This is a genomic window from Aeromicrobium sp. 10G20-16 (assembly GCF_055809665.1).
On record NZ_CM147919.1, the window covers coordinates 1,513,318 to 1,539,976 of the forward strand.

Annotated in this window: 29 protein-coding genes; 10 read left to right on the plus strand and 19 right to left on the minus strand. The window is 71.2% G+C overall.

Going from position 1 to position 26,659, the window contains the following annotated elements:
• Positions 1-58 precede the first annotated feature (58 nt).
• Both AC0L5F_RS07660 and AC0L5F_RS07665 read right to left on the minus strand, forming a co-directional pair.
• The gene (locus AC0L5F_RS07660) at positions 59-1,366 is read right to left on the minus strand and encodes a ferredoxin reductase family protein (protein WP_473316017.1); all 1,308 of its coding nucleotides are present in this window, start codon (positions 1,364-1,366) and stop codon (positions 59-61) included.
• 50 nt (positions 1,367-1,416) lie between these two features.
• Complete coding sequence (locus AC0L5F_RS07665; protein ID WP_473316018.1) at positions 1,417-2,109, minus strand: demethylmenaquinone methyltransferase; 693 nt, start codon at positions 2,107-2,109, stop codon at positions 1,417-1,419.
• A 62-nt stretch (positions 2,110-2,171) separates the two neighbouring features.
• On the opposite strand from AC0L5F_RS07665, the gene AC0L5F_RS07670 reads away from it, so the two are divergent.
• Positions 2,172-3,422, plus strand: coding sequence for an isochorismate synthase (locus AC0L5F_RS07670; protein ID WP_473316019.1), 1,251 nt, complete (start codon positions 2,172-2,174; stop codon positions 3,420-3,422).
• A gap of 820 nt (positions 3,423-4,242) precedes the next feature.
• Here AC0L5F_RS07670 and AC0L5F_RS07675 read toward each other — a convergent pair.
• Positions 4,243-4,593, minus strand: coding sequence for a hypothetical protein (locus AC0L5F_RS07675; RefSeq protein WP_473316020.1), 351 nt, complete (start codon positions 4,591-4,593; stop codon positions 4,243-4,245).
• Between the two features lie 80 nt (positions 4,594-4,673).
• Positions 4,674-5,486, minus strand: a complete 813-nt coding sequence (locus AC0L5F_RS07680; RefSeq protein ID WP_473316022.1) for an SGNH/GDSL hydrolase family protein — start codon at positions 5,484-5,486, stop codon at positions 4,674-4,676.
• Positions 5,487-5,554: 68 nt separating this feature from the next.
• On the opposite strand from AC0L5F_RS07680, the gene AC0L5F_RS07685 reads away from it, so the two are divergent.
• Positions 5,555-5,968, plus strand: coding sequence for a Fur family transcriptional regulator (locus AC0L5F_RS07685; RefSeq protein WP_473316023.1), 414 nt, complete (start codon positions 5,555-5,557; stop codon positions 5,966-5,968).
• Here AC0L5F_RS07685 and AC0L5F_RS07690 read toward each other — a convergent pair whose 3' ends face one another.
• From AC0L5F_RS07690 to AC0L5F_RS07715, 6 genes are all read right to left on the minus strand, one after another.
• Positions 5,969-6,817 (minus strand): metal ABC transporter permease, encoded by an 849-nt coding sequence (locus AC0L5F_RS07690; RefSeq protein WP_473316024.1) that lies wholly within the window; start codon positions 6,815-6,817, stop codon positions 5,969-5,971.
• On the minus strand, positions 6,814-7,635 hold the full coding sequence (locus AC0L5F_RS07695; RefSeq protein WP_473316025.1) for a metal ABC transporter ATP-binding protein: 822 nt from the start codon (positions 7,633-7,635) through the stop codon (positions 6,814-6,816). Before AC0L5F_RS07695 ends, AC0L5F_RS07690 begins: the two co-directional genes overlap by 4 nt.
• Positions 7,632-8,618 carry a metal ABC transporter solute-binding protein, Zn/Mn family gene (locus AC0L5F_RS07700; RefSeq protein ID WP_473316026.1) on the minus strand — a complete coding sequence of 329 codons (987 nt, stop codon included), beginning with the start codon at positions 8,616-8,618 and terminating at the stop codon, positions 7,632-7,634. Before AC0L5F_RS07700 ends, AC0L5F_RS07695 begins: the two co-directional genes overlap by 4 nt.
• A gap of 71 nt (positions 8,619-8,689) precedes the next feature.
• A complete protein-coding gene (locus AC0L5F_RS07705; protein ID WP_473316027.1) occupies positions 8,690-9,808 on the minus strand; it encodes a CobW family GTP-binding protein in 1,119 nt (372 codons plus the stop codon).
• Positions 9,805-9,927: a type B 50S ribosomal protein L36 gene (ykgO, locus tag AC0L5F_RS07710; protein ID WP_473316028.1), complete on the minus strand. Its 123-nt coding sequence runs from the start codon at positions 9,925-9,927 to the stop codon at positions 9,805-9,807. The genes AC0L5F_RS07705 and ykgO overlap by 4 nt, the downstream gene beginning before the upstream one ends.
• Positions 9,924-10,190, minus strand: a complete 267-nt coding sequence (locus AC0L5F_RS07715) for a type B 50S ribosomal protein L31 (RefSeq protein WP_473316029.1) — start codon at positions 10,188-10,190, stop codon at positions 9,924-9,926. Before AC0L5F_RS07715 ends, ykgO begins: the two co-directional genes overlap by 4 nt.
• 65 nt (positions 10,191-10,255) lie before the next feature.
• On the opposite strand from AC0L5F_RS07715, the gene rpmB reads away from it, so the two are divergent.
• Both rpmB and rpmG read left to right on the plus strand, forming a co-directional pair.
• A complete protein-coding gene (gene rpmB, locus AC0L5F_RS07720; RefSeq protein ID WP_473316030.1) occupies positions 10,256-10,492 on the plus strand; it encodes a 50S ribosomal protein L28 in 237 nt (78 codons plus the stop codon).
• Positions 10,492-10,662 (plus strand): 50S ribosomal protein L33, encoded by a 171-nt coding sequence (gene rpmG / locus AC0L5F_RS07725; RefSeq protein WP_473316031.1) that lies wholly within the window; start codon positions 10,492-10,494, stop codon positions 10,660-10,662. Before rpmB ends, rpmG begins: the two co-directional genes overlap by 1 nt.
• Before the next feature lie 8 nt (positions 10,663-10,670).
• Here the strand turns inward: rpmG and AC0L5F_RS07730 are convergent, their stop codons facing one another.
• Positions 10,671-11,222, minus strand: coding sequence for a helix-turn-helix domain-containing protein (locus AC0L5F_RS07730; protein ID WP_473316032.1), 552 nt, complete (start codon positions 11,220-11,222; stop codon positions 10,671-10,673).
• Positions 11,223-11,297: 75 nt separating this feature from the next.
• Here AC0L5F_RS07730 and AC0L5F_RS07735 point away from each other — a divergent pair, with 75 nt between their 5' ends.
• Positions 11,298-12,893, plus strand: a complete 1,596-nt coding sequence (locus AC0L5F_RS07735) for an FAD-dependent oxidoreductase (RefSeq protein ID WP_473316033.1) — start codon at positions 11,298-11,300, stop codon at positions 12,891-12,893.
• A gap of 13 nt (positions 12,894-12,906) precedes the next feature.
• Here the strand turns inward: AC0L5F_RS07735 and AC0L5F_RS07740 are convergent, their stop codons facing one another.
• From AC0L5F_RS07740 to AC0L5F_RS07755, 4 genes are all read right to left on the minus strand, one after another.
• Positions 12,907-14,424 carry an aldehyde dehydrogenase family protein gene (locus AC0L5F_RS07740; protein WP_473316034.1) on the minus strand — a complete coding sequence of 506 codons (1,518 nt, stop codon included), beginning with the start codon at positions 14,422-14,424 and terminating at the stop codon, positions 12,907-12,909.
• Positions 14,421-16,004: a GMC family oxidoreductase gene (locus AC0L5F_RS07745; protein ID WP_473316035.1), complete on the minus strand. Its 1,584-nt coding sequence runs from the start codon at positions 16,002-16,004 to the stop codon at positions 14,421-14,423. The genes AC0L5F_RS07740 and AC0L5F_RS07745 overlap by 4 nt, the downstream gene beginning before the upstream one ends.
• 80 nt (positions 16,005-16,084) lie before the next feature.
• Positions 16,085-17,659 carry a 2-succinyl-5-enolpyruvyl-6-hydroxy-3-cyclohexene-1-carboxylate synthase gene (gene menD / locus AC0L5F_RS07750; protein WP_473316036.1) on the minus strand — a complete coding sequence of 525 codons (1,575 nt, stop codon included), beginning with the start codon at positions 17,657-17,659 and terminating at the stop codon, positions 16,085-16,087.
• The gene (locus AC0L5F_RS07755) at positions 17,656-18,573 is read right to left on the minus strand and encodes an o-succinylbenzoate synthase (RefSeq protein ID WP_473316167.1); all 918 of its coding nucleotides are present in this window, start codon (positions 18,571-18,573) and stop codon (positions 17,656-17,658) included. The genes menD and AC0L5F_RS07755 overlap by 4 nt, the downstream gene beginning before the upstream one ends.
• 147 nt (positions 18,574-18,720) lie before the next feature.
• On the opposite strand from AC0L5F_RS07755, the gene AC0L5F_RS07760 reads away from it, so the two are divergent.
• Genes AC0L5F_RS07760 through AC0L5F_RS07770 form a run of 3 tightly spaced genes read left to right on the plus strand, consistent with a single transcriptional unit; the run spans position 18,721 to position 22,277 of the window.
• A complete protein-coding gene (locus tag AC0L5F_RS07760) occupies positions 18,721-19,287 on the plus strand; it encodes a TetR/AcrR family transcriptional regulator (RefSeq protein WP_473316037.1) in 567 nt (188 codons plus the stop codon).
• 40 nt (positions 19,288-19,327) lie between these two features.
• Entirely contained in the window at positions 19,328-21,580 is a 2,253-nt protein-coding gene (locus AC0L5F_RS07765) for an MMPL family transporter (protein WP_473316038.1), read from the plus strand.
• Positions 21,581-21,602: 22 nt separating this feature from the next.
• On the plus strand, positions 21,603-22,277 hold the full coding sequence (locus AC0L5F_RS07770; RefSeq protein WP_473316039.1) for an SDR family oxidoreductase: 675 nt from the start codon (positions 21,603-21,605) through the stop codon (positions 22,275-22,277).
• Here AC0L5F_RS07770 and AC0L5F_RS07775 read toward each other — a convergent pair.
• Positions 22,258-23,304 (minus strand): AMP-binding protein, encoded by a 1,047-nt coding sequence (locus AC0L5F_RS07775; RefSeq protein ID WP_473316040.1) that lies wholly within the window; start codon positions 23,302-23,304, stop codon positions 22,258-22,260. The two genes, AC0L5F_RS07770 and AC0L5F_RS07775, sit on opposite strands and share 20 nt — an antisense overlap.
• Complete coding sequence (locus AC0L5F_RS07780; protein WP_473316041.1) at positions 23,301-23,867, minus strand: hypothetical protein; 567 nt, start codon at positions 23,865-23,867, stop codon at positions 23,301-23,303. The genes AC0L5F_RS07775 and AC0L5F_RS07780 overlap by 4 nt, the downstream gene beginning before the upstream one ends.
• Before the next feature lie 48 nt (positions 23,868-23,915).
• Between AC0L5F_RS07780 and AC0L5F_RS07785 the strand changes: the two genes are divergently transcribed.
• Positions 23,916-24,806, plus strand: a complete 891-nt coding sequence (locus tag AC0L5F_RS07785; RefSeq protein WP_473316042.1) for a 1,4-dihydroxy-2-naphthoate polyprenyltransferase — start codon at positions 23,916-23,918, stop codon at positions 24,804-24,806.
• A 1-nt stretch (position 24,807) separates the two neighbouring features.
• Positions 24,808-25,305, plus strand: coding sequence for a metallophosphoesterase family protein (locus tag AC0L5F_RS07790; RefSeq protein WP_473316043.1), 498 nt, complete (start codon positions 24,808-24,810; stop codon positions 25,303-25,305).
• Here AC0L5F_RS07790 and AC0L5F_RS07795 read toward each other — a convergent pair.
• Together AC0L5F_RS07795 and AC0L5F_RS07800 are read right to left on the minus strand one after the other, a co-directional pair.
• The gene (locus AC0L5F_RS07795; RefSeq protein WP_473316044.1) at positions 25,295-26,389 is read right to left on the minus strand and encodes a PLP-dependent cysteine synthase family protein; all 1,095 of its coding nucleotides are present in this window, start codon (positions 26,387-26,389) and stop codon (positions 25,295-25,297) included. The two genes, AC0L5F_RS07790 and AC0L5F_RS07795, sit on opposite strands and share 11 nt — an antisense overlap.
• Entirely contained in the window at positions 26,370-26,636 is a 267-nt protein-coding gene (locus tag AC0L5F_RS07800) for a DUF4229 domain-containing protein (protein ID WP_473316045.1), read from the minus strand. The genes AC0L5F_RS07795 and AC0L5F_RS07800 overlap by 20 nt, the downstream gene beginning before the upstream one ends.
• Positions 26,637-26,659: the final 23 nt, after the last annotated feature.

A 26,659-nucleotide genomic window follows, 5' to 3' on the forward strand; every position in this document is an offset into this window, starting at 1 on the left:
CCCCTCCACGCGTGTTCGAGGTGCGGCTTCGACTGCGCCGAGAGCAACGACATCGCGCTCACCACTCGAACTCCTCGCGGTGGATGGCACGACGAGGGACTCCAGCGGAGGTGAGGTCGGCGACCACGGCGCGGGCCCACTGCTGGGGGCCGCAGACGTAGACGTCGGTGTCGTCGAGGTCGGCGATCAGGTCGGCGGCTCCCTGCTGCTCTCCCTCGGGAAGCCACGCACCGACCGCGGCGCGATGGCCGGCCAGCACGGTGAGCTGCGCGTCGCAGTCCCGGGCGGCCGTGCGCAGGTCGTCGAGCAGCGCCGCACCATCCACCTCGCTCACCCGATGCACCACCGTCACCGGTCCGTCGACCTGACCTCCCCGCAGCATCGACAGCACCGGCGTCACCCCGATCCCTGCCGTCACGAAGGCGACGCGACGTCGACGACGTCGGGCCAGCGTGAACGCGCCGTACGGACCTTCGAACAGCACGCGATCCCCCGGCTTCACCGTGGCCAGCCGGCGATCACTCGTGGCACCCACGGTGATCGACAACCGCTCGTCCGACGGCGCACCGGAGATCGAGTAGGGATGCCCGCGGGTCCACCCGCGACCGCCGAGGAACCGCCAGACGAAGAACTGCCCCGGCGCGGCACCGAGCCGGGCGAGACCGCTCCCGCGCATCGCGATCGTGACCGCTCCTCCCCCGGCGTCGGTGACCGACTCCACGCGCAGATCGGACCGGACCGACCGCCACACCGGCACGAGCACGCGGAACCACACCACGGCGACCAGCCCCACCAGGTACAACCCCCAGAACCACACCGCGCGCCAGCCGGTGCTCACGTCATCGCTGATCAGCTGGTGCGGCAGTGCCGCACCCATGCCGACGTACGCCCACAGGTGCAGCAGGTGCCACGTCTCGTACCGGAGCCGGCGGCGCACGTCGACCAATGACGTGAGCACCACGAGCACGAGCAGCACCGTGCCGATCGTCGCCGGCAGCAGCCAGGGGCCGGTGATGAACAGCCGCTTCAACGCCGCTCCCTGACGGCTGGCGTCGGCAGCGGTCGCCTGCGCGACGAACAGCACCACGTGCAGCACCACGAGCCAGAACGACCAGACGCCTGCCAGGCGGTGCAGCCGGACCAGCAGCTCGCGGCCCCACGCACGCTCCAGCCACGGCAGCCTCGCCAGGAAGATCACCTGCAGCACGAGCAGGTTCGAGGCCCACAACCCCACCACCAGCGCCTCGGACTCGCGCAGCACGACCGGGCGCGAGAACAGGGCGAACAGCTCGTTCCACGAGTGATAGGCCACGACCGTGGTGACAACCAGCGACAGGACCGAGGCGACCGCGACGAATCGCCCCACCGCCCGATCGACTGCCGGCGAGTCGACTGCCGGCGAGGGGCGCACCGGCGTCAGGGCTTGACGGCGTGGTGCAGAGCGACGATGCCGCCGCTGAGGTTCTTCCACGTGGTGGGCCCCCAGCCGGCGGCCTCCATCTGGGCCGCGAGGCCGCGCTGGTCGGGCCAGGCGCGGATCGACTCGGCGAGGTACACGTACGACTCGGGGTTCGACGAGACCCCGCGCGCGATCGGCGGCAGCGCCTTCATCAGGTAGTTGGTGTAGACGGTGCGGAACGGCTTCCACGTGGGAGCGCTGAACTCGCACACCACGATGCGCCCGCCGGGACGGGTGACGCGCAGCATCTCGGCCAGCCCCACCGACGGATCGGCGATGTTGCGCAGCCCGAACGAGATGGTGACGGCGTCGAACGTCTCGTCGCCGAACGGCAGCCGCATGCCGTCGCCCGCGGTGAAGCCCAGCGCCGGCTTGGCCTGCTTGCCCACCTGGAGCATGCCGATCGAGAAGTCGCACGGCACCACCTGGGCGCCGGCGTCGGCGAACGGCTGGCTGGAGGTCCCGGTGCCGGCCGCGAGGTCGAGGATGACCTCTCCGGGCTTGGGCATGATCATCTCGACGACCCGCTTGCGCCACCTGCGGTCCTGGCCCATGGACAGGACGTCGTTGGTCAGGTCGTACTTGGCCGCGACGCCGTCGAACATGCGCGCGACGTCGCGGGGATCCTTGTCCAGGCCAGCTCGGGTCACGTGCGAAGCCTACGGGCCGATCTGTGAGCGCGGTCCTGCGACCGCAGGGATAGGCTCGTCTGGTGAGCAACCCCGTCCTGGCCGACGCCGTCGAACCCCTCGTGGTCCGATCGGCGCCGATCCCGGATCCCGGGGCCCTGCTGTCCCTGCTGCCGCGTGACGACGCCTTCGCGTGGGTGCACCACGGCGACGGCCTGGCCGGCTGGGGCCGGGCCACCGAGCTCGCCTGCTCGGGCAGCGAACGCTTCGACGTCGCCGCAGCCTGGTGGCGCGAGCTGTCGGCCCACGCGGTGGTGCGTGACGACGTCGACCAGCCCGGATCGGGACTCGTGGCGTTCGGGTCGTTCACCTTCACCGACGACGCGCCCGGCAGCGCCCTGGTGGTTCCCGAGGTCGTGGTGGGTCGCCGAGACGGCGTCACCTGGCTGACGGTCATCGGTCACGGCATCTCGGGCCTGCCGGACGTCGCGCCCACCGATGCGCCGGACGAGCCGGTCGGGGCCGCCTTCGCCGACGGCCCGGTCGACAGCCTCACCTGGCAGGACCTCGTCGCCGAGGCCGTGCGCCGCATCAACGCCGACGCGCTCGACAAGGTGGTGCTGGCACGCGACCTGGTGGCGACGCTCGACGAGCCCCTCGACGTGCGCGCACCGCTCGCGCGGCTGGCCGCCGAGTACCCCAGCTGCTGGACGTTCCACGTCGACGGCTTCTTCGGCTCGACGCCCGAGATGCTGGTGCGCCTCGAGCGGGGCCTGGTCACCTCGCGGGTGCTGGCCGGCACGATCCGCCGCACCGGCGACGACACCCACGACCTCGCCCTCGCCGGGTCGCTGGCGCGTTCGAGCAAGGATCTGGAGGAGCACGAGTACGCCGTGCGGTCCGTGGCCGAGGCGCTCGCCCCCCACTGCACGAGCATGAACGTGCCCGAGACGCCCTTCGTGCTGCACCTGCCCAACGTCATGCACCTGGCCACCGACGTCACCGGCGTCATGAAGAACGGTGCGAGCGCGCTGACCCTGGCCGCCTCGCTGCACCCGTCGGCGGCCGTCGGCGGCACCCCCACGCGCGAGGCAGTCGCGCTGATTGCGGAGATCGAGCTGCTCGACCGCGGCCGGTACGCGGGCCCTGTCGGGTGGATCGACGCACGCGGCGACGGCGAGTGGGGCATCGGCCTCCGCTCGGCGCAGATCGAGGACGACGGCGCCACCGTGCGACTGTTCGCCGGGTGCGGCATCGTCGCCGACTCCGTCCCGGCCGACGAGCTGGCCGAGTCCAACGCCAAGTTCATCCCGGTCCGCGACGCCCTCGCCTGAACACAACATCTCACCACGCCTCGGCCGCTCGTTCCTCGCGGCCTCACGGTCGCTCCGCTCCCTGGCGAGCAGGTGGTTCCTGCGCTCTCTGGCGAGCAGAATCCGGTCGCCAGGGAGGCCGCCCGCGGCCGACAGTGAGCGCAGCGAGGCGACCCACCATCCAGGCACGGGCGAGCCCACCACCTCACCACGCCTCGGCCGCTCGACCCTCGCGAACCGGGCCCTAGCGACGAGCCCTGCGAGGAGCGTGAGCGAAGCGAAGGGCACGGTCGCTCCGCTCCCTGGCGAGGCTCACGCAAGCCCAGCACCTCACCACGCCTCGGCCGCTCGTTCCTCGCGACCTCACGGTCGCTGCGCTCCCTGGCGAGCGGGTGGTCGCACCGTTCCCTGGCGAGCAGGTGGTTCCTGCGTTCCCTGGCGAGCAGGAATCCGGTCGCCAAGGAGGCCGCCCGCGGCCGACTGTGAGCGCAGCGAGGCGACCCCACCGTCCAGGCCCGAGCGAGCCCACCAACTCACCACACCTCGGCCGCTCGTCCCTCGCGAACCGGGCCCTAGCGACGAGCCCTGCGAGGAGCGTGAGCGAAGCGAAGGGCACGGTCGCTCCGCTCCCTGGCGAGGCTCACGCAAGCCCAGCACCTCACCACGCCTCGGCCGCTCGTTCCTCGCGACCTCACGGTCGCTGCGCTCCCTGGCGAGCAGGTGGTTCCTGCGCTCCCTGGCGAGCAGAATCCGGTCGCCAAGGAGGCCGCCCGCGGCCGACTGTGAGCGCAGCGAGGCGACCCCACCGTCCAGGCCCGAGCGAGCCCGCCACCCACGTGCGTCAGCGGTAGATCTCGGCTTCGACGGAACGACCGAGGATGCGGGCGGCGAGGAGGCGGTGCAGGCCGTCGAGGTGCCACCAGTCACCTTCTTGTGCGACGTCGGTGACGCGGACCGGCTTGATCTTCTCGCCCGAGTTGATCTGCTCGACGTACCAGTTGATCTTGGCCGCCCCGACCGCCTCCTGCTTGGTGGTGACCACCGTGTGGGGCGAGAGCGTGATCGTCTCGTGCGCCGACTTCAAGGTGGTGCGGTCGCCGATGTCGAGCTTGCCCGCCTGCACGACGGCCAGCCACAACAAGCGACGCGTCGGCACCAGCTTGCCGTCGGTGAGGCGGGTGAACGAGAACATCCGCTCGGCGGAGTCCTCGTCGAGATCCGTCGGCGGCGGTGCCAGCTTGGGACCGAGCTTCGGGAAGCTTCACGACGACCTCAGCGCTGCCCGACCGGCGACTGCACCACCGAGGACGGGTTCATGGAGGCCGGGTTCATCGAGGACGGAACCGGCCAGCGCGGACTGAGCGAGTCGCCCGACGACGTCCCGGTCAGCCGGCGCTTGACCCAGGGCCCGGCGTGCTCGCGCGCCCACGCCAGGTTGGCCTGACGACGCTCCCGGGTGGACAGGGCCGACCGATCGACCAGCGGCAGCGGCTGCAGGTCGTGCCGCACGCCGAGTGCGTCGAGCACGGCCATGGCCATCCGCTGGTGACCGGGGGTGGCCATGTGCATGCGGTCGGCGTCCCACATCCGGTCGTCGCGGTACTCGCGCAGCCGCCAGAAGTCGACCAGCGTCGTGCCGTGACGGTCGGCGACCTCACGCACCAGCTCGTTGTAGACGGCGAAGCGGCCGCGCAGTGCGCCGAACACCGGGTGGCCACCGGGGTCGTAGGCGGTGAACAGCACGACGTGCGCTCCCCCGGCCACCAGCCGGCCGACGGCCGCGTCGTAGTCGGCCACGAGAGCGTCGATGTCGACCCGGGGACGCAGCACGTCGTTGGCGCCGGCGTACAGCGTGACCAGGTCCGGGGCCATCGCCAGGGCGGGGTCGATCTGCTCGGCGAGGATCGGCCGCAGCTTGCGTCCACGGATCGCGAGGTTGGCGTACTCGAAGCCGGGCGTCTCGCGGGCGAGGACGGCGGCCACCCGGTCGGCCCAGCCCCGGACCCCGTTGGGCAGGGCGTCGTCGTGGTCGCCGACGCCCTCGGTGAACGAGTCGCCGAGGGCCACGTAGCGCTTGATCGTCACCCCGACAGGCTAGCCCGCGCAGGCGCACGGGGGCACGCGTGCGTGGCATCGATCGCTAGGATGGCTGCATGTCCCAGCCCCGTGCATTCACCGAGGCAGGGCACCGCGACACCCGGCAACGCCGCGCCCTGCGCGATCAGCTCGACGGCAGCGACGCGTTCATGAGCGCCCAGCAGCTGCACGACGAGCTGCGCTCCAACGGCGAGAAGGTCGGTCTGGCGACGGTCTACCGCACGCTGCAGGCGATGGCCGAGGCCGGCGAGGTCGACGCGGTGCGCATCGACGAGGGCGGGATGCTCTACCGCAAGTGCGGCGCCAAGCACCACCACCACCTGGTGTGCCGCAGCTGTGGCGTCACGGTCGAGCTCGACGGCCCGTCGGTCGAGAGGTGGGCGGCCACGGCCGCCGACGAGCACGGCTTCACCGACGTCGAGCACGTGGTCGAGCTGTTCGGCCTGTGCGCCGAGTGCTCTGCCGCCTGACTACGCCCGCGCCCCGTCGCGTGCCCGCGCCACCACCCGGCACACCACGTAGGTCAGGAACGAGATCGTCGTGATGTAGGGGCTGATCGGCAACGAGCCGCCGAGCGCCAGCAGGATGCCGCCCACGGCGGCCAGCACCCCGAACGCCGCCGCGAGGGCCGGCGCCACGACCGGTGACGCGGTCAGACGCAGCGCCGACGCGGCCGGCGTCACGAGCAGGGCGAGCACCAGCAGAGCGCCGACGATCTGGACGGCGACCGACACCACCATGCCGAGCACCACCATGAACAGCAGCGACATCACCAGCGGTCGCACGCCGCGGGCCGTGGCGACGTCGGGGTCGAGCGAGTCGAACACCAACGGTCGCCAGATCGCGATCAGCACGGCCAGCGCCACGACGCAGATGCCGATCAGGTAGCCCAGCGACGGACCGTCGACCGAGATGATCTGACCGGTCAGCAGCCCGAACTTGCTCGAGGCGCGTCCGTCGTAGAGCGCCAGGAACAAGATGCCCAGACCCAGGCCGAACGGCATCAGGACCCCGATGGCGGAGTTCCGCTCGCGGGCCCGCGCCCCGAGCAGGCCGATGGCGAGCGCAGCGGCGACGGCTCCGACCAACGAGCCCGCCACGACGCTCGACCCGAGCAGCAGGGCCCCGGCGGCGCCGGCGAACGACATCTCGCTGACCCCGTGCACCGCGAAGGCCATGTCGCGCTGGATCACGAAGACACCGATCACACCGCCCACGACGCCCAGGACGGCGGCAGCGATCAGCGAGTTCTGCACCAGCCCGAGCAGGGCGCCGTAGTCGTCGAAGCGGAAGAGCCGGTCCCACACGTCGCCGTTCACGGGAGCACCTCGAGGTGGTGGTCGTGGTCGTCCGGTGCACCGAGGACCACGATGCGTTCGCCGACCCGCACGACGTCGACCTTGGTGCCATACAGGTCACTGAGCACGTCGGAGCGCAGCACCTCGTCGGGCGTGCCGATGCAGTGGCGGCCGTCCGCGAGATACAGGACCCGGTCGGTCATCGCCAGCACCGGGTTGATGTCGTGGGTCACGAAGACCACGGGGGTGCCGTGGCTGCGACGCCGGGCGTCGATCAGCTCGCTGACGACGCGCTGGTGGTGCAGGTCCAGGCTGGCCAGCGGCTCGTCGCACAGCAGCAGCTCGGGATCGGACGCCAGCACCTGGGCGATGCGCAGCCGCTGCTGCTCGCCACCGGAGAGCTGACCGATGGGACGGTTGGCGAAGGCCTGCCCCTGCACGGTGGCGATGGCGGCGTCGACACGTCGCCGTACCTCGGTCCGGCCGAGCAGCCGCACGCCCAGACGATGGCCGTCGATGCCGAGCGCGACCAGGTCGCGGCCGCGCATCGGGGTGCCTCCGGGAATCAGCCGCTGCTGCGGCACGTAGCCGACGCGACGGTTGCCGCGCGTAGCCGGCTCGCCGAGCACCTCGATGGTCCCGGCGGTGAGGTGCTGCAGGCCGAGTGCCGTCTTCAGCAGCGTCGACTTGCCCGATCCGTTCGACCCGAGCACGGCGAGGAACTCACCGTGGCCGACCGTGAGGTCGAGCTCGGACCACAGTCCGCGCGCGCCGAACGCCAGCGCTGCACCCGTCAGGCGCAGCGCCGGCGTTCGGTCGGATCGATCGTCGGTGCTCACGTGCCGCCGAGACTATCGGCCAGAGCATCGATGTTGCCCTGCATCCACTCGACGTAGCTCTTGCCGTCGGGCAGCGTCTCGGTGAAGTTCACGACCGGGACGTCGGCCGCGGTGGCCGCGGCCTTGACCTGCTCGGTCGTGGCGTCCTCGGCCTGCGGGTTGTAGGCCAGCACCGCGACGTCACGATCGTCGAACAGCCTGAGGGTCTCGGCCAGGACGCGCGGCGGAACGTCGGCCCCCTCCTCGACGGACTCGCTGAACTTCGGGGGCGTGACATTGGTCAGACCGACGGCCTGCAGCAGGTACAGCGGGACGGGCTCGGTGATCGCCGCGTCCTTCCCGTCGGCCGTGGCCTTGAGCGACGTCGCCGAGGTCTCCAACCCCTCGATCTGAGTGGCCAGCTTCTGGTAGTTGGCCCGGTAGGCCGAGGCGTTGGCGGGGTCGAGCTGGGCGAGCTCGGTGCTGATCTGCTCGGCGACGTGGTCCATGGTGTGGAAGTCGTACCAGACGTGCTCGTTGAATCCCTCGACGTGGTCGTGGCCGTCCTCGCCCGCGTGGTCGTGGCCCTCCTCGCCCGCGTGGTCGTGGTCGTCGGCGTGGTCGCCACCGGGCAGCAGGCCCGACACGTCGACGGCGTTGATGACGTGGGGATCGCTGTCGGTGCCCTTGAGCAGGGTGTCGACGAACGGGTCGTAGCCGCCGCCGTTCTCGATCACGATGTCAGCGCGGTCGATAGCGAGGCGGTCCTGTGCCGTGGCCTCGTACTCGTGAGGATCCTGGGTCGAGCTGGTGATGATGCTCGTGACCTTGACGTCGGCGCCGCCCACTGCCTGGGCGATGTTCCCGTACACGTTGGTGGAGGCGACGATCGTGAGGGCGCCGTCCGCCGACGAGCCGGAACCGGAGTCGGAGCTGCCGCAGGCGGACAGCGCGAGCGCAGCCGAGAACGTCACGGCCGCGGCACGCAGCATCGGGGTCTTCATGGTTTCGATGATAGTGGGAATGATTTTCATCCTTTGCGAGGGGTGGGTGGGTCGATGGGTGGGTGGTGGTCTCAGGCGGCTCTGCGGACGGGGCCGAGCCACGGCTCGAAGCCGTCCTCGACGCTCTCCCAGATGCAGCCGCGCTGGGCGATCTCGTCGTCGGTGAGCAGGCAGGCCCGGAACGCCTGCTCGATCTCGTGGCGCTCGTCGTCGACGCCGACGAAGGTGAGGCGGGTCAGCGGCTCGCCTGCTCCCCACGCCTTGGTCGAACCGACGCTCACCTGACCCCCGGCTCCGTCCCAGACGCAGATCTGGTCGGGGCGGGTGGGCAGCCAGAAGCAGCCGCGCGAGCGGCGCGGGCCGCCACCGAGCACGGCGATCATCGACTGGAGTCGCTCGGGGTGGAAGGGGCGCTCGGAGGTCAGGTCCAGGATCCAGGCGCCCCCGACGTCGGATCGGGCGAGCTCCCGCGGGGGAAGCGCGTCGCGGCGCACCTCCGACACCCACGCCTCGGCCAGGTCGTGGCGGTGGACGCCGGACGCGAGCCAGGCAGCGTCCAGCCGGCTGAACGACTCCACCAGCTGGGCGCCGGGACGGCGCAATGCGTCGAGCACGCCCCGTTCGGCGTCGTCGAGCGGGTTGCCGACCACGACGACGTCGGCGTACTCGATCATGGCGCAGGCGACCTCGGCCACGCCCCGCCGGTCGTCCGGCCGGACGCCCTCCAGGTCGCGCTCGCTGACCAGGTCGTCGCCCAGCAGGTCGTCGAGCACCGCGTCGGCCGACAGCGCGATGATGGATGCCGAGATCTCGACGTTCGGCGCCTGCTGCGGCCCCCACGCGATCGTGCGACAGACCTGCGTGGCCTCGGCCGTGATGGGCAGCTGGGCCACGATCGCCCCCCAGCGCCCGTCGGCGGCGAGCCGCTCGAGCGTGGGCACGACGTCCTCGCGGATGGCGCAGCTGACGCAGGCGTGCTCGACGTCGATCTCGGTGCGGTCGAGCAGACCGGTCGCATCGCTGACGATGCGGACCAGCACCTCCCGATCGGCGTCGACCACGTGCTGCACCGCGACCGCGTCGGGAAGGTCCCACTGGACGGCGATGGCCGCCGCAGCCATCGGCTCGGAGGCGACACCGCTGATCAGGATCACCGGCACCCGCGGCCGGTTCGCGCGGATGCGCCTCATCCTTGTCGCGCCTTGAGTCGGGGGTTCTGCCGGTTGATCACGTAGGTGCGCCCGCGGCGACGCACGACCTGCGAGCCGGGCTGGTTCTTCAGCGACCTCAGCGAGCTGCGGACCTTCATCGCTCCTCCTCCTGCCGGGTCCGGCCGAAGCGACGGTTGAAGCGCTCGACACGGCCCTCGGCGTCCATCACGCGGCCGCGACCGGTCCAGAACGGGTGGCTCGCCGACGACACGTCGACGTCGACCACGGGGTAGGTGACGCCGTCGATCTCGATCGTCTCGTCGCTCGCCGCCGTCAGCGTCGACCGGGTGAGGATCTGGTGACCGGCCGATCTGTCCCGGAAGACGACCGGGACGTAGTCGGGGTGAATTCCCTGCTTCACGCGCGCTCCTGTACTCTTGTTGATAACAATTCTCATTCTATCAGACCGCGATCCAGGAGGTCACCGTGTCCCGTGTCTGCCAGGCCACCGGCGCAGCGCCCGGCTTCGGCCACCGCGTCTCGCACTCGCATCGACGCACCAAGCGACGCTTCGACGTGAACATCCACACAAAGAGGTACTGGGTGCCGTCGCTGGGCAGGAGCGTCACGCTGACGCTCAGCGCTCGCGGCATCAAGACGATCGACCAGCGCGGCATCGACGCCGTCGTCGGCGAGATCCTCGCTCGAGGGGGCAAGGTCTGATGGCCGGCCGGAGCAGCGACGTCCGACCGATCATCAAGCTGCGGTCGACGGCCGGCACCGGGTTCACCTACGTGACCCGCAAGAACCGGCGCAACGACCCCGATCGCCTGGTCGTCCGCAAGTACGACCCGGTCGTCCGCCGGCACGTCGACTTCCGCGAGGAGCGGTAGGCGCGGACCTACCGGTGCACGTGCGCGCGCTGCCCCTCGCGGTCGAAGATCGCGATCAGCTCGGCCGGGGAGCCGCCGACGGCACCCATGGCGTGCGGCGTCATGGTGTCGAACTCCGCGGCCTCCCCGCTGGCGACGTCGATCTCGCGGTCGCCCAGCCACAGCCGGACCGTTCCCTCGGTGACGACGAACCAGTCACGACCGGGGTGGACCCGCTGGTCGGGTCGCTCGTCCGTCGGCTCGAGCCGGAACTTCATCGCGACGGTGCGCCCGTCGGGCCGGCTCAGCGCCCACGTGGTGCGTGATCCCGAGCTGTGCTCGGTGGGTCGGATGACGACGTCGTCGTCGCCGGGCACGTCGAACAGCACGTCCAGACTCACCTGGAGGGCGTCCGCCAGCGGCACCAGCACGTCCAGGCTCAGCGATCGCTTGCCCGTCTCGATGCGACTGATGGTCGACGGGCTCAGATGGGACCGCTCGGCCAGCTCGTCGAGCGAGTAGCCGAGGGTCGTGCGCAGGCTGCGGAGCCGCTCACGGGCCAGGATCTCGATCTCGCTCATGGGACCAGCCTGACGCCTTCTTGCGTATTCTGCAAGTGACTTTCCCAAAGCCGCACGGGCTCGTACGCTGGATCCATGACCGACCACCAGCACAGCAGCAGTCATCCACGCACGATGCAGCGGCACACCGACGTCGCCGTCATCGGCGGTTCCGCCGCGGGTCTCGCCGCCGCCCTGCAGATCGCCCGCCAGCGTCGTGGCGTCCTGGTCGTCGACGACGGCACGCCCCGCAACGCGCCGGCCGACCACATGCACGGCTACCTCGGCCGCGAGGGCGCCGCCCCGTCAGAGCTCGTCGCGATCGGCCGCGAGGAGGTCCGCTCCTACGGCGGCGAGATCCTGCAGGGCCGCGTGCTGGACGTCATCCGCCGCGACGACGGCCGGTTCGAGGTGTCCCTGACGGGCGGCCACACGATCGTCGCCAGGCGCGTGCTGGCCGCCACCGGTGTCGCCGACGAGCTGCCCGACATCCCCGGGCTGGCCGACGGCTGGGGTCGATGGGTCGTGCACTGCCCGTTCTGCCACGGCTTTGAGGTGCGGGACCAGGCGCTGGTCCAGATCGTGGTCCATCCGATGGGCCTGCACCCGACGACGATCTTCCGGCACCTGACCTCCCGGCTGACCGTCGTGCTGCACGACGGCGTCGAGGTCGACGAGGCCACGGTGAGCCGTCTCGCGGCAGGCGGGATCACCGTGCTGCGCGACACCGTCACGGGGGTGACCCACGACGGGCACGGCGTCAGCGTCGAGCTGGTCGACGGCCAGACGCTGCGCGCCGACGCCGTCGTCGCCGGCTCCGGCTTCCGGGCGCGAGCCGAGATGCTCGCCGGGGTGGGCGTCACGAGCACGTCGCACCCCACCGGCCTGGGCACCGTCGTCGAGGTCGACCCGATGACCGGCGAGACGTCGGTCCCCGGAGTCTTCGCGGCGGGCAACCTGACCGACCCGAGCCTGCAGGTGCTGCCGTCGGCGGCCCACGGGAGCCGGGTCGGCGCCTTCTGCACCTTCGGCATCGCCGACGAGGACCTCGATGCGGCAGCCCGCCCCGAGGCCACCCGAGCGGACTGGGAGAACCGCTACGCCGGCGATCCGGTCTGGAGCGCCAACCCGAACGGGACGCTGGTGGCCGAGGCCACGGGCCTGACCCCCGGCCGCGCCCTGGACGTCGGCGCCGGCGAGGGAGCCGACTCGATCTGGCTCGCCGAGAACGGCTGGACCGTGACGGCGAGCGAGATCTCCGAGAACGCACTGGCCCGCATCGGCGCCGAGGCCGAGCGTCGCGGCGTGCAGGTCGCGCTGTCGCGCAGCGACATCACCCTCGTGGACCCGTTCGAGGGTCGGACGTACGACCTGGTCTCCCTGCAGTACGGATCGTTCCTGCGCTCCCCCGACCAGCGTGGCCTGCGCAACCTGCTCGATGCCGTGGCGCCCGGCGGGACCCTGATCGCCGTGCACCACGACCTGACACCACTGCGAGAGCCGCACGACGTCGCCGAGCAGACCCGGATGTACGACCCGGAGGCCTACGTGGGCATCGCCGAGATCCGATCGGCACTGGCAGCGTCGACCGACTGGGTCATCGAGGTCGACGAGACCCGCGACCGCCCGCCGGGCGCCGCCAGCACCCACCACGTCAGCGACGTGGTCCTGCGCGCCACTCGCCGGGCCTGAGAGCCGCGGCGCGTCAGCGCAGCGTCTGCTTGCCTCCGTGCATCACGGTGATCAACGAGGCCACCCTGGCGTCGAGCTTGGCGTCGCGCGAGAACGACGTCAGCATCATCAGCGGCTTGAACTTCTGCCGGGTGATGGCGTGCGCGTAGGTGAACTCCTTGAGGCCGTCCGGGCCGTGGATGCGTCCGAAGCCGGACTGCCCCACGCCGCCGAACGGCAGCGACGGGACGCCCGCGAACGCGATGACCGAGTTGACCGAGGTCATGCCGGCGCGGATGCGCCGAGCGATGTCCATGCCGTTCTTGCCCGAGAACACGGCCCCGGCGAGGCCGTACTCCGTGGCGTTGGTCAGGGCGACCGCCTCGTCCATGGACGACACCGGGTTGATGGCCAGGGTCGGCCCGAAGGTCTCCTCGGTGATCGCGGTGGAGTCCTCGGGCACGTGGGTCAGGATCGTGGGCTGCACGAACCGCTCGCCGACCGAGTCTGCACCGCCGACGACAGCGGTCGCGCCCTTGGCGATGGCGTCGTCGATGTGCCGCTTGATGATCTTCAGCTGCGACGGCATGGTGATCGGGCCGATCTTGGCGCCGGAGTCGTCGCCCGCCCGCAGGCCCTGGGCCTGGGCGGTGATCTCGCTGACGAAGGCGTCGAACACCTTCTCGTGCACGTAGACGCGCTCGGTGCCGATGCAGGTCTGCCCCGCGTTCGACATGCCGCCCCACAGCGCCGCCTCGGCCGCCTTGGTCAGGTCGGCGTCCTCGTCGACGATCAGCGAGTCCTTGCCGCCGGCCTCGATGAGCACCGGGGTGAGGTTCTCGGCGCACGCCGCCATGACCTTCTTGCCCGTGGGGCCCGAACCGGTGAACGCCAGCTTGTCGACGTCGGCGACGCACAGCGCGTTGCCGGTCTCGCCGAGGCCCGTGACGACCTGCAGCACCGGTCGGCCGCCGACGACCTCGGTGAGGGTGTCGGCCAGCCACTGGCCCACGCCGGGCGTGTACTCGCTGGGCTTGAACACGACCGTGTTGCCGGCCGCCAACGCGTAGGCGATCGAGCCCATGGGCGTGAAGACCGGGTAGTTCCACGGCCCGATGACGCCGACGACGCCGAGCTGCTTGTACTCGACGGTGGCGGCCTGGTTGGCCATCAGGAGCCCGGAGCTGACCTTCTGCGGACCGAGCACCTTCTTGGCGTTCTTGGCGGCCCACGCGATGTGGTCGATCGCCAGCACGATCTCGAGCTGGGCGTCGCCGTGCGGCTTGCCGGTCTCGCGGTGCGAGAGGTCGGCCAGCTGCGCGATGCGGCGGGTGATGACGCTGCGCCAGGTGAGCAGGTGGTCCTCGCGCTCCTTGAACGACAGCGCACCCCACCAGTCGGCGGCCTCGCGCGCTCGCGCCACCGCCGCGTCGACGTCGGCCTTGCTGGACACGGGGTGGGTGCCCACGACGTCGCCGTTGGCGGGGTTCAGCGAGTCGAACGTGGGGGTGGGAGCCCCGGTCTCGGTGGTGGGTTCGAGGGTGGCGGTCATCGTGACTCCTTGATCAGATCGGCGCACTTCTCGCCGATCATGATGGACGGTGCGTTGGTGTTGCCACGCGGGACGCGCGGCATGACGGAGGCGTCGGCGACCCGCAGGCCCTCGACGCCGTGGACCTTGAGCTCCGGATCGACGACGCTGCCCTCGATCGTGCCCATCGCACAGGTGGACGTGGGGTGGTAGAGCGTCTGCGCGAGCCTGCCGATGGTGGCGATGATGTCGTCGTCGGAGGGATCACGGGTGGCCGGCTCCCACGGTGCGTCGACCAGCTGGGCGAACGGCCCCTGGTGAACGATGTCGAGCGCGCGTCGGTAGCCGACGATCATCGCGTCGAGGTCGGCGCGGTCGTCGAAGTAGCCGGCGTCGATCTCGGGGTGCCAGGTGGGGTCGGCCGAGCGCAGCCGCAGCTGGCCCCGGCTCTGCACGTTGACCAACGTGCCGGCGACCGTGACGCCGCGGCGCACCGGCTCGTGCATGCCGTTGTCGTAGAAGCCCGTGGGCGCCAGGTGGAACTGCATGTCCGGCACGGCGAGGTCGTCGCGGGACTTGAAGAATCCGCCCGCCTCCCCGACGTTGGAGCTCAGCGCGCCCTTGCCCGTGGCCCGCCACTTCAGCAGGTTGCCCAGGCCGAGCTTCTCGGCGAGGTCGGAGGTGTTCTTGGTGTACAGCAGCAGTCCCGAGGCCGGGTGGTCCTGCAGGTTCTGCCCCACCCCGGCGGAGTCGACCACGACGTCGATGCCGTGCTCGCGCAGGTGGGCGCCCGGGCCGATGCCCGACAGCATCAGCAGCTGGGGGCTGTTGATGGCGCCGCCGCTGAGGACGATCTCACGGTCGCAGCGGACCACGGCGTCCTCGCCGTGGCGACGGTAGGCGACGCCGGTGGCACGGGTGCCGTCCAGGACGATCCTGGTGACGAGGGCCTCGGTGCGCACCGTGAGGTTGGAGCGCTCCATGGCGGGCCTGATGTAGGCGTCCGCGACGGACCAGCGGCGGCCCTTCTTGCAGGTGACCTGGTACTGGCCGGCGCCCTCCTGCTCGGCGCCGTTGAAGTCGTCGTTGCGCTTCATGCCCGAGGCCACGGCCGACTCGACGAACGCCGTGCTGAGCTCGTGGGTGTAGACGCGGTCCTCGACGTGCAGCGGCCCGTTGGTGCCGTGGTACTCGTCGGACAGACGCTGGTTGTTCTCGGCCTTCTTGAAGTACGGGAGGACGTCGTCGTGGCCCCAGCCGGTGGCGCCGTAGGCGTCGCGCCACTCGTCGTAGTCGGCGTGGTTGCCGCGGATGTAGATCATGGCGTTCATCGACGAGCAGCCACCGAGGGCCTTCATGCGCGGCCAGTAGGCGCGGCGGCCGGCGAGGTGCTTCTGCGGGGTGGTCTCGTAGTTCCAGTCCCACTTGGTCTTGAACAGCGTCGAGAAGCCGATCGGCAGCTTGATCATCTCGTCGTCGTCCTCGGGGCCCGCCTCCAGCAGCAGGACGCTGACGGTGGGGTCCTCGCTGAGCCGAGCGGCGACCACGCCACCTGCGCTGCCGGATCCGATCACGATGTAGTCGAAGGTCTCGTCTGCCATGGTCTCCTCGATCGCGTAGGTGCACAGGTGGTGACGTGCTTCACAAACCTACTGCGGGTACGTCCATGCCACAACCGCTGTCACGGACGAACGGCGGCCGCGACGGCGGCGCTGATCCGTGCGTCCAGATCGCGTCGACCCGTCCGATCGACAGCCACCTCGACGACCCGCAGCCCGACCACGCCCTCCTCCAGCACGGAGGCCAGATCGCGGGCCCCGACGCGCCGGTGGGCGACGCCGTAGCCGGCGCACAGGGCCGCCACGTCCGCACCGGTCGGCGTCGCGTAGACCCGCTCGAAGGAGTCGGCGTGGTCAGGCGAACCCTGCTCCAGCGTGCTGAAGATGCTGCCGCCGTCGTCGTTGACCACCACGATCGTCAGGTCGGGCCGAGGCTCCTCGGGACCGATCAGCAGTCCGTTGCTGCCGTGCAGGAACGTGAGGTCGCCGACGTAGGCGATCGCGCGGGACGACGTGCGCGCCAGCGCCGAACCGATCGCGGTCGACAGCGTGCCGTCGATGCCGGCCAGACCCCGGTTGGCGATCAGCAGGCGCCGCTCGCCGACCGTGTAGGGGCGGGCGACGAGGTCCAGGTCTCGGATCGGGCTCGACGACCCGATGAACAGCAGGCCCTCGGGCGGCACCGCTGCGTTCACGATCTTCGCGATGTCGTAGCCGGTGGGATCGGCCAGTGCGGATTCGGCGAGGACGGCGTCGATCGCGGCAGTGGCTCGGGCGTCTGCGGCGAGCCAGTCACCCAGCCACGAGTCGTCGTCAGGTGCGGCGGGCCCGACCTCGTCGACGAAACGCACGTTCGGGCCGGCCGGCACCGGGAACGTCGACTGGTCGCCGACGTGCACGATCTCGATGTCGGCACGCGCGAGAAGTCCGTTCACCGGCCGGGACAAGGTGGCGTGGCCGAAGCTGACGACCCGCTCGATCCGGTCGGCCAGCGGCGAGTGCTGCAGGACCAACCGGTGGGCGACGAGCGCCTCGCCGTTGCGCGACCCCGAGCTGGGTTCGGCCAGCAGGGGCCAGCGCGCGTCGCGAGCCAGCACGCGGGCCGGTTGGCGAGCGTCGTCACCGGCCACCACCACCGTGAGCGGCCCGCTCTCCAGCACGTGCGTGGTGGGCGGATCCGTCGCGGGTTCGGGGACGTCGGCGGCCGTGAACGTCCACTCGACGGCCTCGACCAGAGGTTCGTCGAGCTCGAGGTTGAGGTGCTGCGGGCCGTCGCGGAGCACGAGCTCGGCAACCTGCGCGCAGCAGGGGACCCCCGGGAAGATCTGCCTCTGCTCGGTGGTCTGGTTGGCGCCGGTGCCGCGCAGTCGTGCGGGTCGGTCCGCCGTGACGGCCAGCAGCGGCACGCGCGCGTGCCGGGCCTCGAGCATCGCCGGGTGCAGGTTGGCGACGGCCGTGCCGGACGTGGTCACCACCGGCACCACGCGGCGTGACGCCTTGGCCAGCCCGAGGGCGAGAAACGCCGCCTCACGCTCGTCGACCCGCACGTGCAGACGGATCAGTCCCTGTCGGTCCGCGGCCGCGAGTGCCAGTGCCAGCGGCCCCGACCGCGAGCCGGGAGACAGCACGGCATCGGTCACGTGGCGGCCGAGCAGCCACCCCACCCACTCACGCGCCACGTCGGTCGACTCGCTCACGCCATCAGCTCCTCCACCTCGGCGAGACGTCGGCGCCAGCGGGCGTCGGTCTCGGCGTCGGCAGCCACGGCGGCGAAGGCCTGCTCGTCGACGACCTGGCGGCCCACCGGCAGACGTCCGTCCACCGGAACCAGCGGCTCGGAGACGACGTCGCCGGACAGCAGGGAGGTGGTGCCCAACCCACAGGCGTGCGGCAGCTCGGGCAGCGCGGCGGCGAGCGCCAGTCCGGCCGCGAGACCCACGGACGTGTCGACGGCGCTGCTCACCACGACGGGCAGACCGATGCGCTCGGCGATCTCCAGGCAGGCGTGCACTCCCCCGAGCGGCTGGACCTTCAGCACTGCGATGTCGGCGGCCTCGAGCGCCACCACGCGCATCGGGTCCTCGGCCCGGCGGATCGACTCGTCGGCCGCGATGGGCACGCCCACGCGTCGCCGCACCGCTGCCAGGTCCTCGACCGTGGCGCACGGCTGCTCGACGTACTCCAGTCCGTGAGCGGCCAGGTTCAGCGCGGCGATCGCGCTGACGGCGGCGTCGACGTCCCACCCGCCGTTGGCGTCGACGCGCACGTGGCCGCGTGGTCCGATCGCGTCGCGCACGGCCTCGACCCGCTCGAGATCGTCGGCCAGCCGCTGGCCGGGCTCGGCGACCTTGACCTTGGCCGTCGAGCACCCGCTGCGGCGCACGATGTCGGCAGCCGCCTGAGGGTCGACGGCGGGCACGGTGCAGTTGACCTGCACCTCGTCGCGCACCGGCTCCGGCCAGGGCCGGCGGGCCGAGTCGAGGGCGGCGGCGAGCCACGGCACGCACTCACGAGCGTCGTAGTCCAGGAACGGGCTGAACTCCGCCCACCCGGCCGGCCCCTCGATCACCATGCCCTCGCGGCGCGAGATGCCACGGAACCGCACGGGCATGTCGATGGCGAAGGTCCGGTGCTGCACACCCCGACCCTACTGACGGTGACGCAGGTCATGCCGCCCGGAGGCGACAGGTTCGTCTGCATGACCTACGATGTGAACGAAACGGTTTCGTTTCGATAGACCATCGTCCGAGGAGGCTGCGTGACCCGTCTGACTGCCGAGCGCCTGGCCGAGCTGTACGCCGGAACGTTGCAGCTGGTCGCCGAACACGGCTTCGACCGGGTCACGATGGACCGCATCGCCGAGACCACCCACAGCAGCAAGGCGACGCTGTACCGCCAGTGGGGCAGCAAGGCCTCGCTCGTGGCCGACGCCCTGGTGGCGCAGGTCGAGGACGGTCACGCCGACCCCGACACGGGCGCGCTGCGCAGCGACCTGATCGAGATGGTCACGGACCGCACGCCCCAGCAGATCACCGAGGGCGCCCTGGTCGGCGCGCTGATGCAGGCTGCCAAGACCGACGCCGAGCTGGGCCAGGCGCTGCGCGACCAGGTCGTCGCTCTCGGCCGGCAGCGCATCGATGCCGTCATCCAACGAGCCGTCGATCGCGGCGAGGTCGCCCAGGACTGCCCCGGGCTGACGCACGTCGCCCTGCTGATCATCGCCGTCTTCGTGCTGCAACCGGTCATCGACGACCGGATGTGGGACGAGTCCGCCCGCATCTCGTACGTCGACGACGTCCTCCTGCCGGTCCTCGGCATCCACTGACCCACCATCCCCACACCCCCCCCGCACTCAGGAGATCCCCATGGCCTGGCACCTCTACCGCCTCGGCAAGTGGTCGTTCAACCACCGTCGCATCGTCGCCGCCGTCTGGCTCGCGCTGCTCGTCCTCATCGGCACCGGCGCCGCCACGTTGTCGGGCAAGACGTCCGACCAGTTCAGCCTGCCGGGCATCGAGTCGACCCAGGCCTTCGACCTGATCAAGGCACGCACGCCTGACGCCGCACCCGACGGCGCCACGGCACGCATCGTGTTCCAGGCGCCCGAGGGGCAGACCCTCGAGAGCCCCGCCAACCAGAAGGCCGTGCTCGCTGCGATCGAGTCCGTGCGCACCGACCACGTGGTCTCGAGCAGCGACCCGTTCACCACCGGCACCGTCTCCGAGGACGGCTCGGTCGCCTACGCGACGGTCAGCTACGACCGCACCTCGATCGAGCTCGACCAGGCCGACCGCAGCGCCCTGGAGTCAGCCGGCGACTCGCTCGAGGCCCAGGACATCTCGGTCGCCATCGGCGGCGACGCCCTGCAGGAGGTGCCGGAGACCGGCACCACCGAGCTGCTCGGCATCGGCGTCGCGATCGTCGTGCTGGTCCTCACGTTCGGCTCCCTGCTGGTGGCCGGCATGCCGTTGCTGACCGCGCTCATCGGCGTCGGCATCGGCGTGGCCGGCATCACGACCCTCACCGGCTTCGTCGACCTCGGGTCGACCACACCGGTCCTGGCCACCATGCTCGGCCTCGCCGTCGGCATCGACTACGCACTGTTCATCGTGAGTCGCTACCGCCACGAGGCGAGCGAAGGACGTGATCTCGAGGAGGCCGCAGGCCACGCCGTGGGCACCGCCGGATCCGCGGTCATCTTCGCCGGCCTCACCGTCGTCATCGCCCTGGCCGGTCTCTCGATCGTGAACATCAGCTTCCTGACCGAGATGGGCGTGGCCGCCGCGGCCACCGTGACCGTCGCGGTGCTGATCGCGCTGACGCTGCTGCCCGCGCTGTTCGGCTTCGCGGGCCGCCGCGTCACCTCCGGCGGGCTCCGCCTGTTCCGCCCCAAGGACGAGACCAGCGGCAAGCGCACCAACGGTCGCCGCTGGGCCGACCTGGTGACCCAGCACAAGACGGTCACGTTCGTCGGTGGCCTGCTCGTCGCCGCCGTCGTCGCCCTGCCGGTCGCCTCCATGCAGCTGGCCCTGCCCGATGACGGCACCGCCCCGGCCGGCAGCGGCGCGCGCGTCGCCTACGACACCATCGCCAAGAACTTCGGCGCCGGCACCAACGGCCCGCTGCTCGTCGTGGTGGACACCAAGAACGCATCGGACCCCCAGCGCGCGGTCGACGCCGTGACCACTGCCGTCGAGGGCATCAAGACCGACATCGCCGCCGTCGTGCCGCCGATCACCGCCGACAGCCCGCCCGAGGCGGTCAGGGCCTACGACGAGCAGCTCAGCAAGGCCGAGTACGCCATCGTGACCGTCATCCCCAAGAGCGGACCGTCCGACGCCGACACCCAGCGACTGGTCGACGACATCCGATCGGCCGTGGACGGCGCCGAGGCGCAGACCGGTGCGAACGTCCTGGTCACCGGACAGACCGCGCTCGGGGTGGACATCTCGGAGTCGCTGGCGAAGGCGTTCCCGCGCTACCTGCTGGTGGTGGTCGGACTCGCGTTCGTGCTGCTCGCGATCGTCTTCCGATCCATCCTCGTCCCACTCAAGGCCGTCATCGGATTCCTGCTGTCGGTCGGAGTCGCCCTCGGCGCGACGGTCGCGGTGTTCCAGTGGGGCTGGTTCGCCGATCTCGTCGGCATCGACAAGTCCGGTCCCGTGCTGTTCCTGCTCCCCCTGCTGCTGACCGGGATCCTGTTCGGTCTCGCGATGGACTACGAGGTCTTCCTGGTGTCGCGCATGCGCGAGGAGTACACCCACGGCGCCGAGGCGGTGCCGGCGGTCGTGCACGGCTTCCAGCACGGCGCTCGGGTCGTGACGGCGGCCGCGGCGATCATGATCGGCGTCTTCGGCAGCTTCGCGCTGGGCGACGACGTGATCATCAAGTCCATCGGCTTCGGCCTGGCCGTCGGCGTGCTCGCGGACGCGTTCCTCGTGCGCATGACGCTGGTCCCGGCCTTCATGGCCCTGGTCGGCGACCGCATGTGGTGGCTGCCGCGCTGGCTGGATCGCCTGCTGCCCAATCTGGACATCGAGGGCGAGTCGCTCCGGGCGCACACGACGCCGGCCGTCGACCCGGACGAGGACCGCGTCCCCGCGACCAGCGGGGTGTGACCTCCCGACCTACGGTGGAGGCATGACTCGTCCGACCCCGTCCAGAATCGCCATCGTGGGAGGCCACGGACAGATCGCCCGGCTGCTGATCGGCGAGCTGGTCGAACGTGGCCACCAACCGGTCGCCCTGATCCGCAAGCCCGAGCAGCAGGCGGAGCTGGAGGCGATGGGGGCCGAGACCGCCCTGCTCGACATCGAGCAGGACTCCGGCGAGAGGTTCGGCGAGGTCCTCCAGGGCATGGACGCCGTGGTCTTCGCGGCGGGCGGCGGGGGCGACGGCAACATCGAGCGCAAGCGCACGGTCGACCTCGGCGGATCGCTGAAGTCGATCGCCGGGGCCGGCGTGGCAGGCGTCCGGCGCTTCGTGCAGATCTCCGCGATCGGCGTGGACGCCGAGCTGCCCGACGACACCGCGGACGTGTGGCGGGCCTACGTCGAGGCCAAGCGCGACGCCGACGCCGCGCTGCGCGACAGCGATCTGGACTGGACCATCATCCGGCCCGGCGGACTGACCGACGATCCCGCCACGGGCAAGGTCGCGCTCGCGCCCGAGCTCGACCGCGGCGAGGTGAGCCGCGCCGACGTCGCCCGGGTCCTCGCCGCCGTGCTGGACGACGACCGGACCATCGGCCAGCAGTGGACCCTCACCGAGGGAAGCACGCCGATCGACGAGGCGATCACTCGAGCAATCGGCTGATCAGCGCCTGACGGTCGATCTTGCCCCCGGGCAGCAGCGGAAGCGCGTCGAGCAGCACGACCTCTCGGGGGGCCCACGCGCGGGGCACGCCGGCGGCCTCGACGTGGTCGCGCACGGCGTCCAGGCGCAGACCGTCGAGGCAGACGGCGTCGTCCGGAACCAGGTACGCCACGATCCGGCGGCCCCACTCGGGATCGGGCACGCCGACCGCGGCGCCGTCCGACACCCCGTCGATCGTCAGCAGCGCGGCCGTGACCGCGGGCAGGGCCACGTTGACGCCGCCGCTCTGCACCACGTCGTCGACGCGGCCGGTGACAGTGAGCCGACCGGCGTCGTCGATGCTGCCGAGATCGGCCGTGGCGAACCAGCCATCACGCAGCACCGCGGCGGTGGCAGCCGGGTCTGCATATCGGTCGAACAGCACGTCGCCGGCCACCAGGACCTGACCGCCGTCGTCGATGCGCAACCGCACGCCGTCGAGCGGACGACCGTCGTACACGCAGCCGCCACAGGTCTCGGACATCCCGTAGGTGCGCACGATCGTGATGCCGGCACCCTCGGCCGCTGCACGCAGCTCGGGCGACATCGCGGCGCCCCCGATCAGCACGGCGTCGAAGTCCGCCAGCATCGCTGCCTGGCCGTCGCGCAGCAGTCGGTGCAGCTGCGTCGGCACGAGCGAGGTGAAGCGCCGCGGGCCGTCGACGGCCGAGACCGCCTCGGCGAGCGAGCCGTGCTCGTCGGCCAGCACGGGATCGGTGCCCGACAGCACCGACCGCACCAGCACCTGGAGTCCGCCGACCGCGGTCACCGGGAGCGCCGACAACCATGCCCCGGCCCCGCCGAGCCGGTCGAGGGAGGCTGCGGCAGACGCGGTCACGGCGGCGTGGGACAGCACCACGTCCTTGGGGGCGCCGGTGCTTCCCGAGGTGCGCATCACGATCGGAGGGCCGCCGCCGAGGATCCACGGGCGCACCAGGTCCAGCACCTCACGCGGCGCGCCGGCGACCGGCCGCAGCGAGGCGGTCACTCGCCGCTCTCGGCCGGCAGGTCCGTGGCCCGCTTGAAGTACACCCACGGAAACCACATCGACCCGATGCGTTCCCACTCCGGCGAGCGCTCGAGATCGCGGGCGGCCCGTCCCCCGACGACGGCCCGGCGGTGCTCCCACTGCACCTCGGTCTTGACGACGTCGTGGAACATCGGCCCGAAGCCGACCGAGCACCAGCCGCGTCGGCCCCAGTCGTTGAGCGTGTCCATCTCGCTGACGGCGGTGAGGCCCACCAGCCGCTGGCCCTCGCTCGGGTCGGGCGGCGCCGAGTGGCCGAAGCGCTGCTGGGCGGCTTGCCGCGACATGTTCAACGAGGAGCCGATCGCCTCCCAGCTCCATCCCGCGGCGCGCGCCGAGGTGACCGCTGAACGGAGCAGATCGCTGATCTCGTCCTGGGCGCGCCGGGTCAGCACCACGAGGTCCAGGTGGGCCTGGCGGTCGTGGTCCAGCCGCTGCTCGAGTCCTGGTTCGATTCCGGCGATGGCCTCGGCCACCGCGTGTCGGAACGCGCGGCTGCAGTCGTCGTCCTCAGATGCCGTCACGTCGTCAACGCTACCTTGACGCCCAAGCGCGAATGGCACACTACGCAGGTGACCGACCAGCCCACGCTCAGCCCTGTCCGCCTCTGGATCGCCGGGGCGCGACCGCGCACCCTGCCGGCGGCCGTGGCGCCCGTCGTGGCCGGCACCGGGGCGGCGGCGTTCGCTGACTCCGTCATCTGGTGGAAGGCCCTGCTGGCGCTCGGGGTCTCCCTGGCGCTGCAGGTCGGGGTCAACTACGCCAACGACTACTCCGACGGCATCAAGGGGACCGACGACGACCGGGTGGGACCACTGCGCCTGGTCGGCTCAGGGCTCGTGCCGGCCCGCTCGGTCAAGGTGGCCGCGCTCGCCTTCCTCGGACTCGGCGGACTGTTCGGCCTGGCCCTCGCTGCCACGACCACCTGGTGGCTGCTGCTGGTCGGCGTGGCCGCCATCGGTGCCGCCTGGACCTACACCGGCGGCCCGAGCCCGTACGGCTACAAGGCGCTCGGAGAGGTCAGCGTCTTCGTCTTCTTCGGGCTCGTCGCCGTGGTCGGCACGGCCTACGTGCAGATCGAGCAGGTGACCGGTCCGGCGCTCGCCGCCGGCGTGGGCGTGGGCGCCCTCGCGTGCGCGATCCTGGTGGCCAACAACCTGCGCGACATCCCGACCGACACCACGTCCGGCAAGCGCACCGTCGCGGTGCTGCTCGGTGATCAGAACACCCGCCGATTCTTCACCCTGCTGGTGGTGGTCGCGGTCCTCGCGCTGGTGTGGGCGTCGACCTTCACGACGTGGGCCCTGCTCGGACTGCTCATGACCCCGTTAATCGTGCGGGCCCGCCAGACCGTGGCGTCCGGAGCGCTCGGACCGGGGCTCATCCCCGTGCTGCGCGACACCGGCCTGGCCGAGCTCGCCTACGCGATCGGCCTGGCAGTCGGACTCGCCATCGGCGGCTGAGGTGCTCCACGTCGCGGTCATCTCCGACACGCACGCGCCGCGGTTCTGGAAGGCCATGCCCGCAGCGGTCGCCGCACGGCTCGAGGGAGTCGACGTCATCCTGCACGCCGGCGACGTGTGCGTGCCGTCGGTGCTCGACGATCTGTCGACCTTCGCACCCGTGCACGTGGTGCAGGGGAACAACGACGGACCGGACGTCGCGGCGTGGGGTGCCCCGCCGACGCTGGAGCTGGTGCTCGAGGGCGTCCGCGTGGCGATGATCCACGACTCCGGCAGCAAGCAGGGGCGAGCTCGCCGCATGCGCGCACAGTTCCCCGACGCCGACCTGGTCGTCTTCGGGCACTCCCACATCCCGTGGGACACCACCGACGACGGTCAGCGGCTGTTCAATCCCGGCTCCCCCACCGACAAGCGACGTCAGCCGCGCGGCACGATCGGCCTGCTCGCGGTCGACGCCGGCCAGATCGTGTCCGCCGAGATCGTCCCGGTCACCGGGTAGCCGCGACCTGCGGCAGGACGCCGGTGGCCGAGAACTCCGCGAGGGCCGCGCCGTAGGGCGCGATGTCGATCCCCTGCCGGTCGAGCCAGGCGTCGTCGAAGTACGTGTTGACGTACCGCTCGCCACCGTCGCACAGCAAGGTGACGATGCTGCCCCTCTCCCCCGCCTCGCGCATCGCGCTGGCGTACTGCAGGACCGCCCAGAGGTTGGTGCCGGTGGACCCGCCGACGGGGCGACCCAGCAGGTCCGAGACCCACCGGGCCGTGGCGATCGAGGCGGCGTCGGGCACCACGACCATGTCGTCGACCACTCCCCCGACGAACGACGGCTCGATCCGCATCCGACCGATGCCCTCAATGCGCGAGGGGGTGGAGGTGGTGACGTCCGACCGGTCCTGTTCCCAGCCGTCGTGGAACGCCGAGTTCTCCGGGTCCGCGACCGCGATGCGGGTGTCGAACCGCCGGTACCGCACGTAGCGACCGATGGTGGCCGACGTGCCACCGGTGCCGGCCCCCACCACGATCCAGGTGGGACACGGATGCGGCTCCGCTGACATCTGGTCGAAGATCGACTCCGCGATGTTGTTGTTGCCTCGCCAATCCGTGGCCCGTTCGGCGTAGGTGAACTGGTCCATGTAGTGCCCGCCGGTCTCGGTCTCGAGCCGGCGCGCCTCGGCGTACACGGTGCTGGGGTCGTCGACCAGGTGGCACGTGGCGCCGTAGAACTCGATCAGGGCGATCTTCTCGGGACTGGTCGTGGCCGGCATGACGGCGATGAAGGGCACGCCGATCAGCCGCGCGAAGTACGCCTCGCTGACCGCCGTGGAGCCGCTGGAGGCCTCGATGATGGTGGTCTCGGGGCACACCCACCCGTTGCACAGGGCGTACAGGAACAGCGAGCGGGCGAGCCGGTGCTTGAGGCTGCCGGTGGGATGCACCGACTCGTCCTTGAGGTAGATGTCGATGCCGTCGAGCGGGGTGGGCAGCACGTGCAGGTGAGTGTCGGCGCTGCGGTTGGCGTCCGCGTCGACCCGACGGATCGCCTCGGCGATCCAGGCCCGGTCCTCAGTCGACGTCTTCGGCACGGCGTGACTCCTCGAGCCGCTCGGTCATGCGGGCGGCTCGCTGCTCGATGTTGCGGGCGAGGTCGTCGCGCAGGCCGGCGAGCACGAAGGCCGAGATGACCGCGGACAGCAGCATGGCCGCCATCAGGATCACCAGATTGCTCAAGGGCGACATCTCCAGGACGAACCATCCGATGCCCCACAAGACGGCCCAGCACACCGCGAACACGAGGAAGCGGGCCAGCGTGTACGTCCAGAATGCCTTCACCACTTCACCTTAGTTCCCCGCCG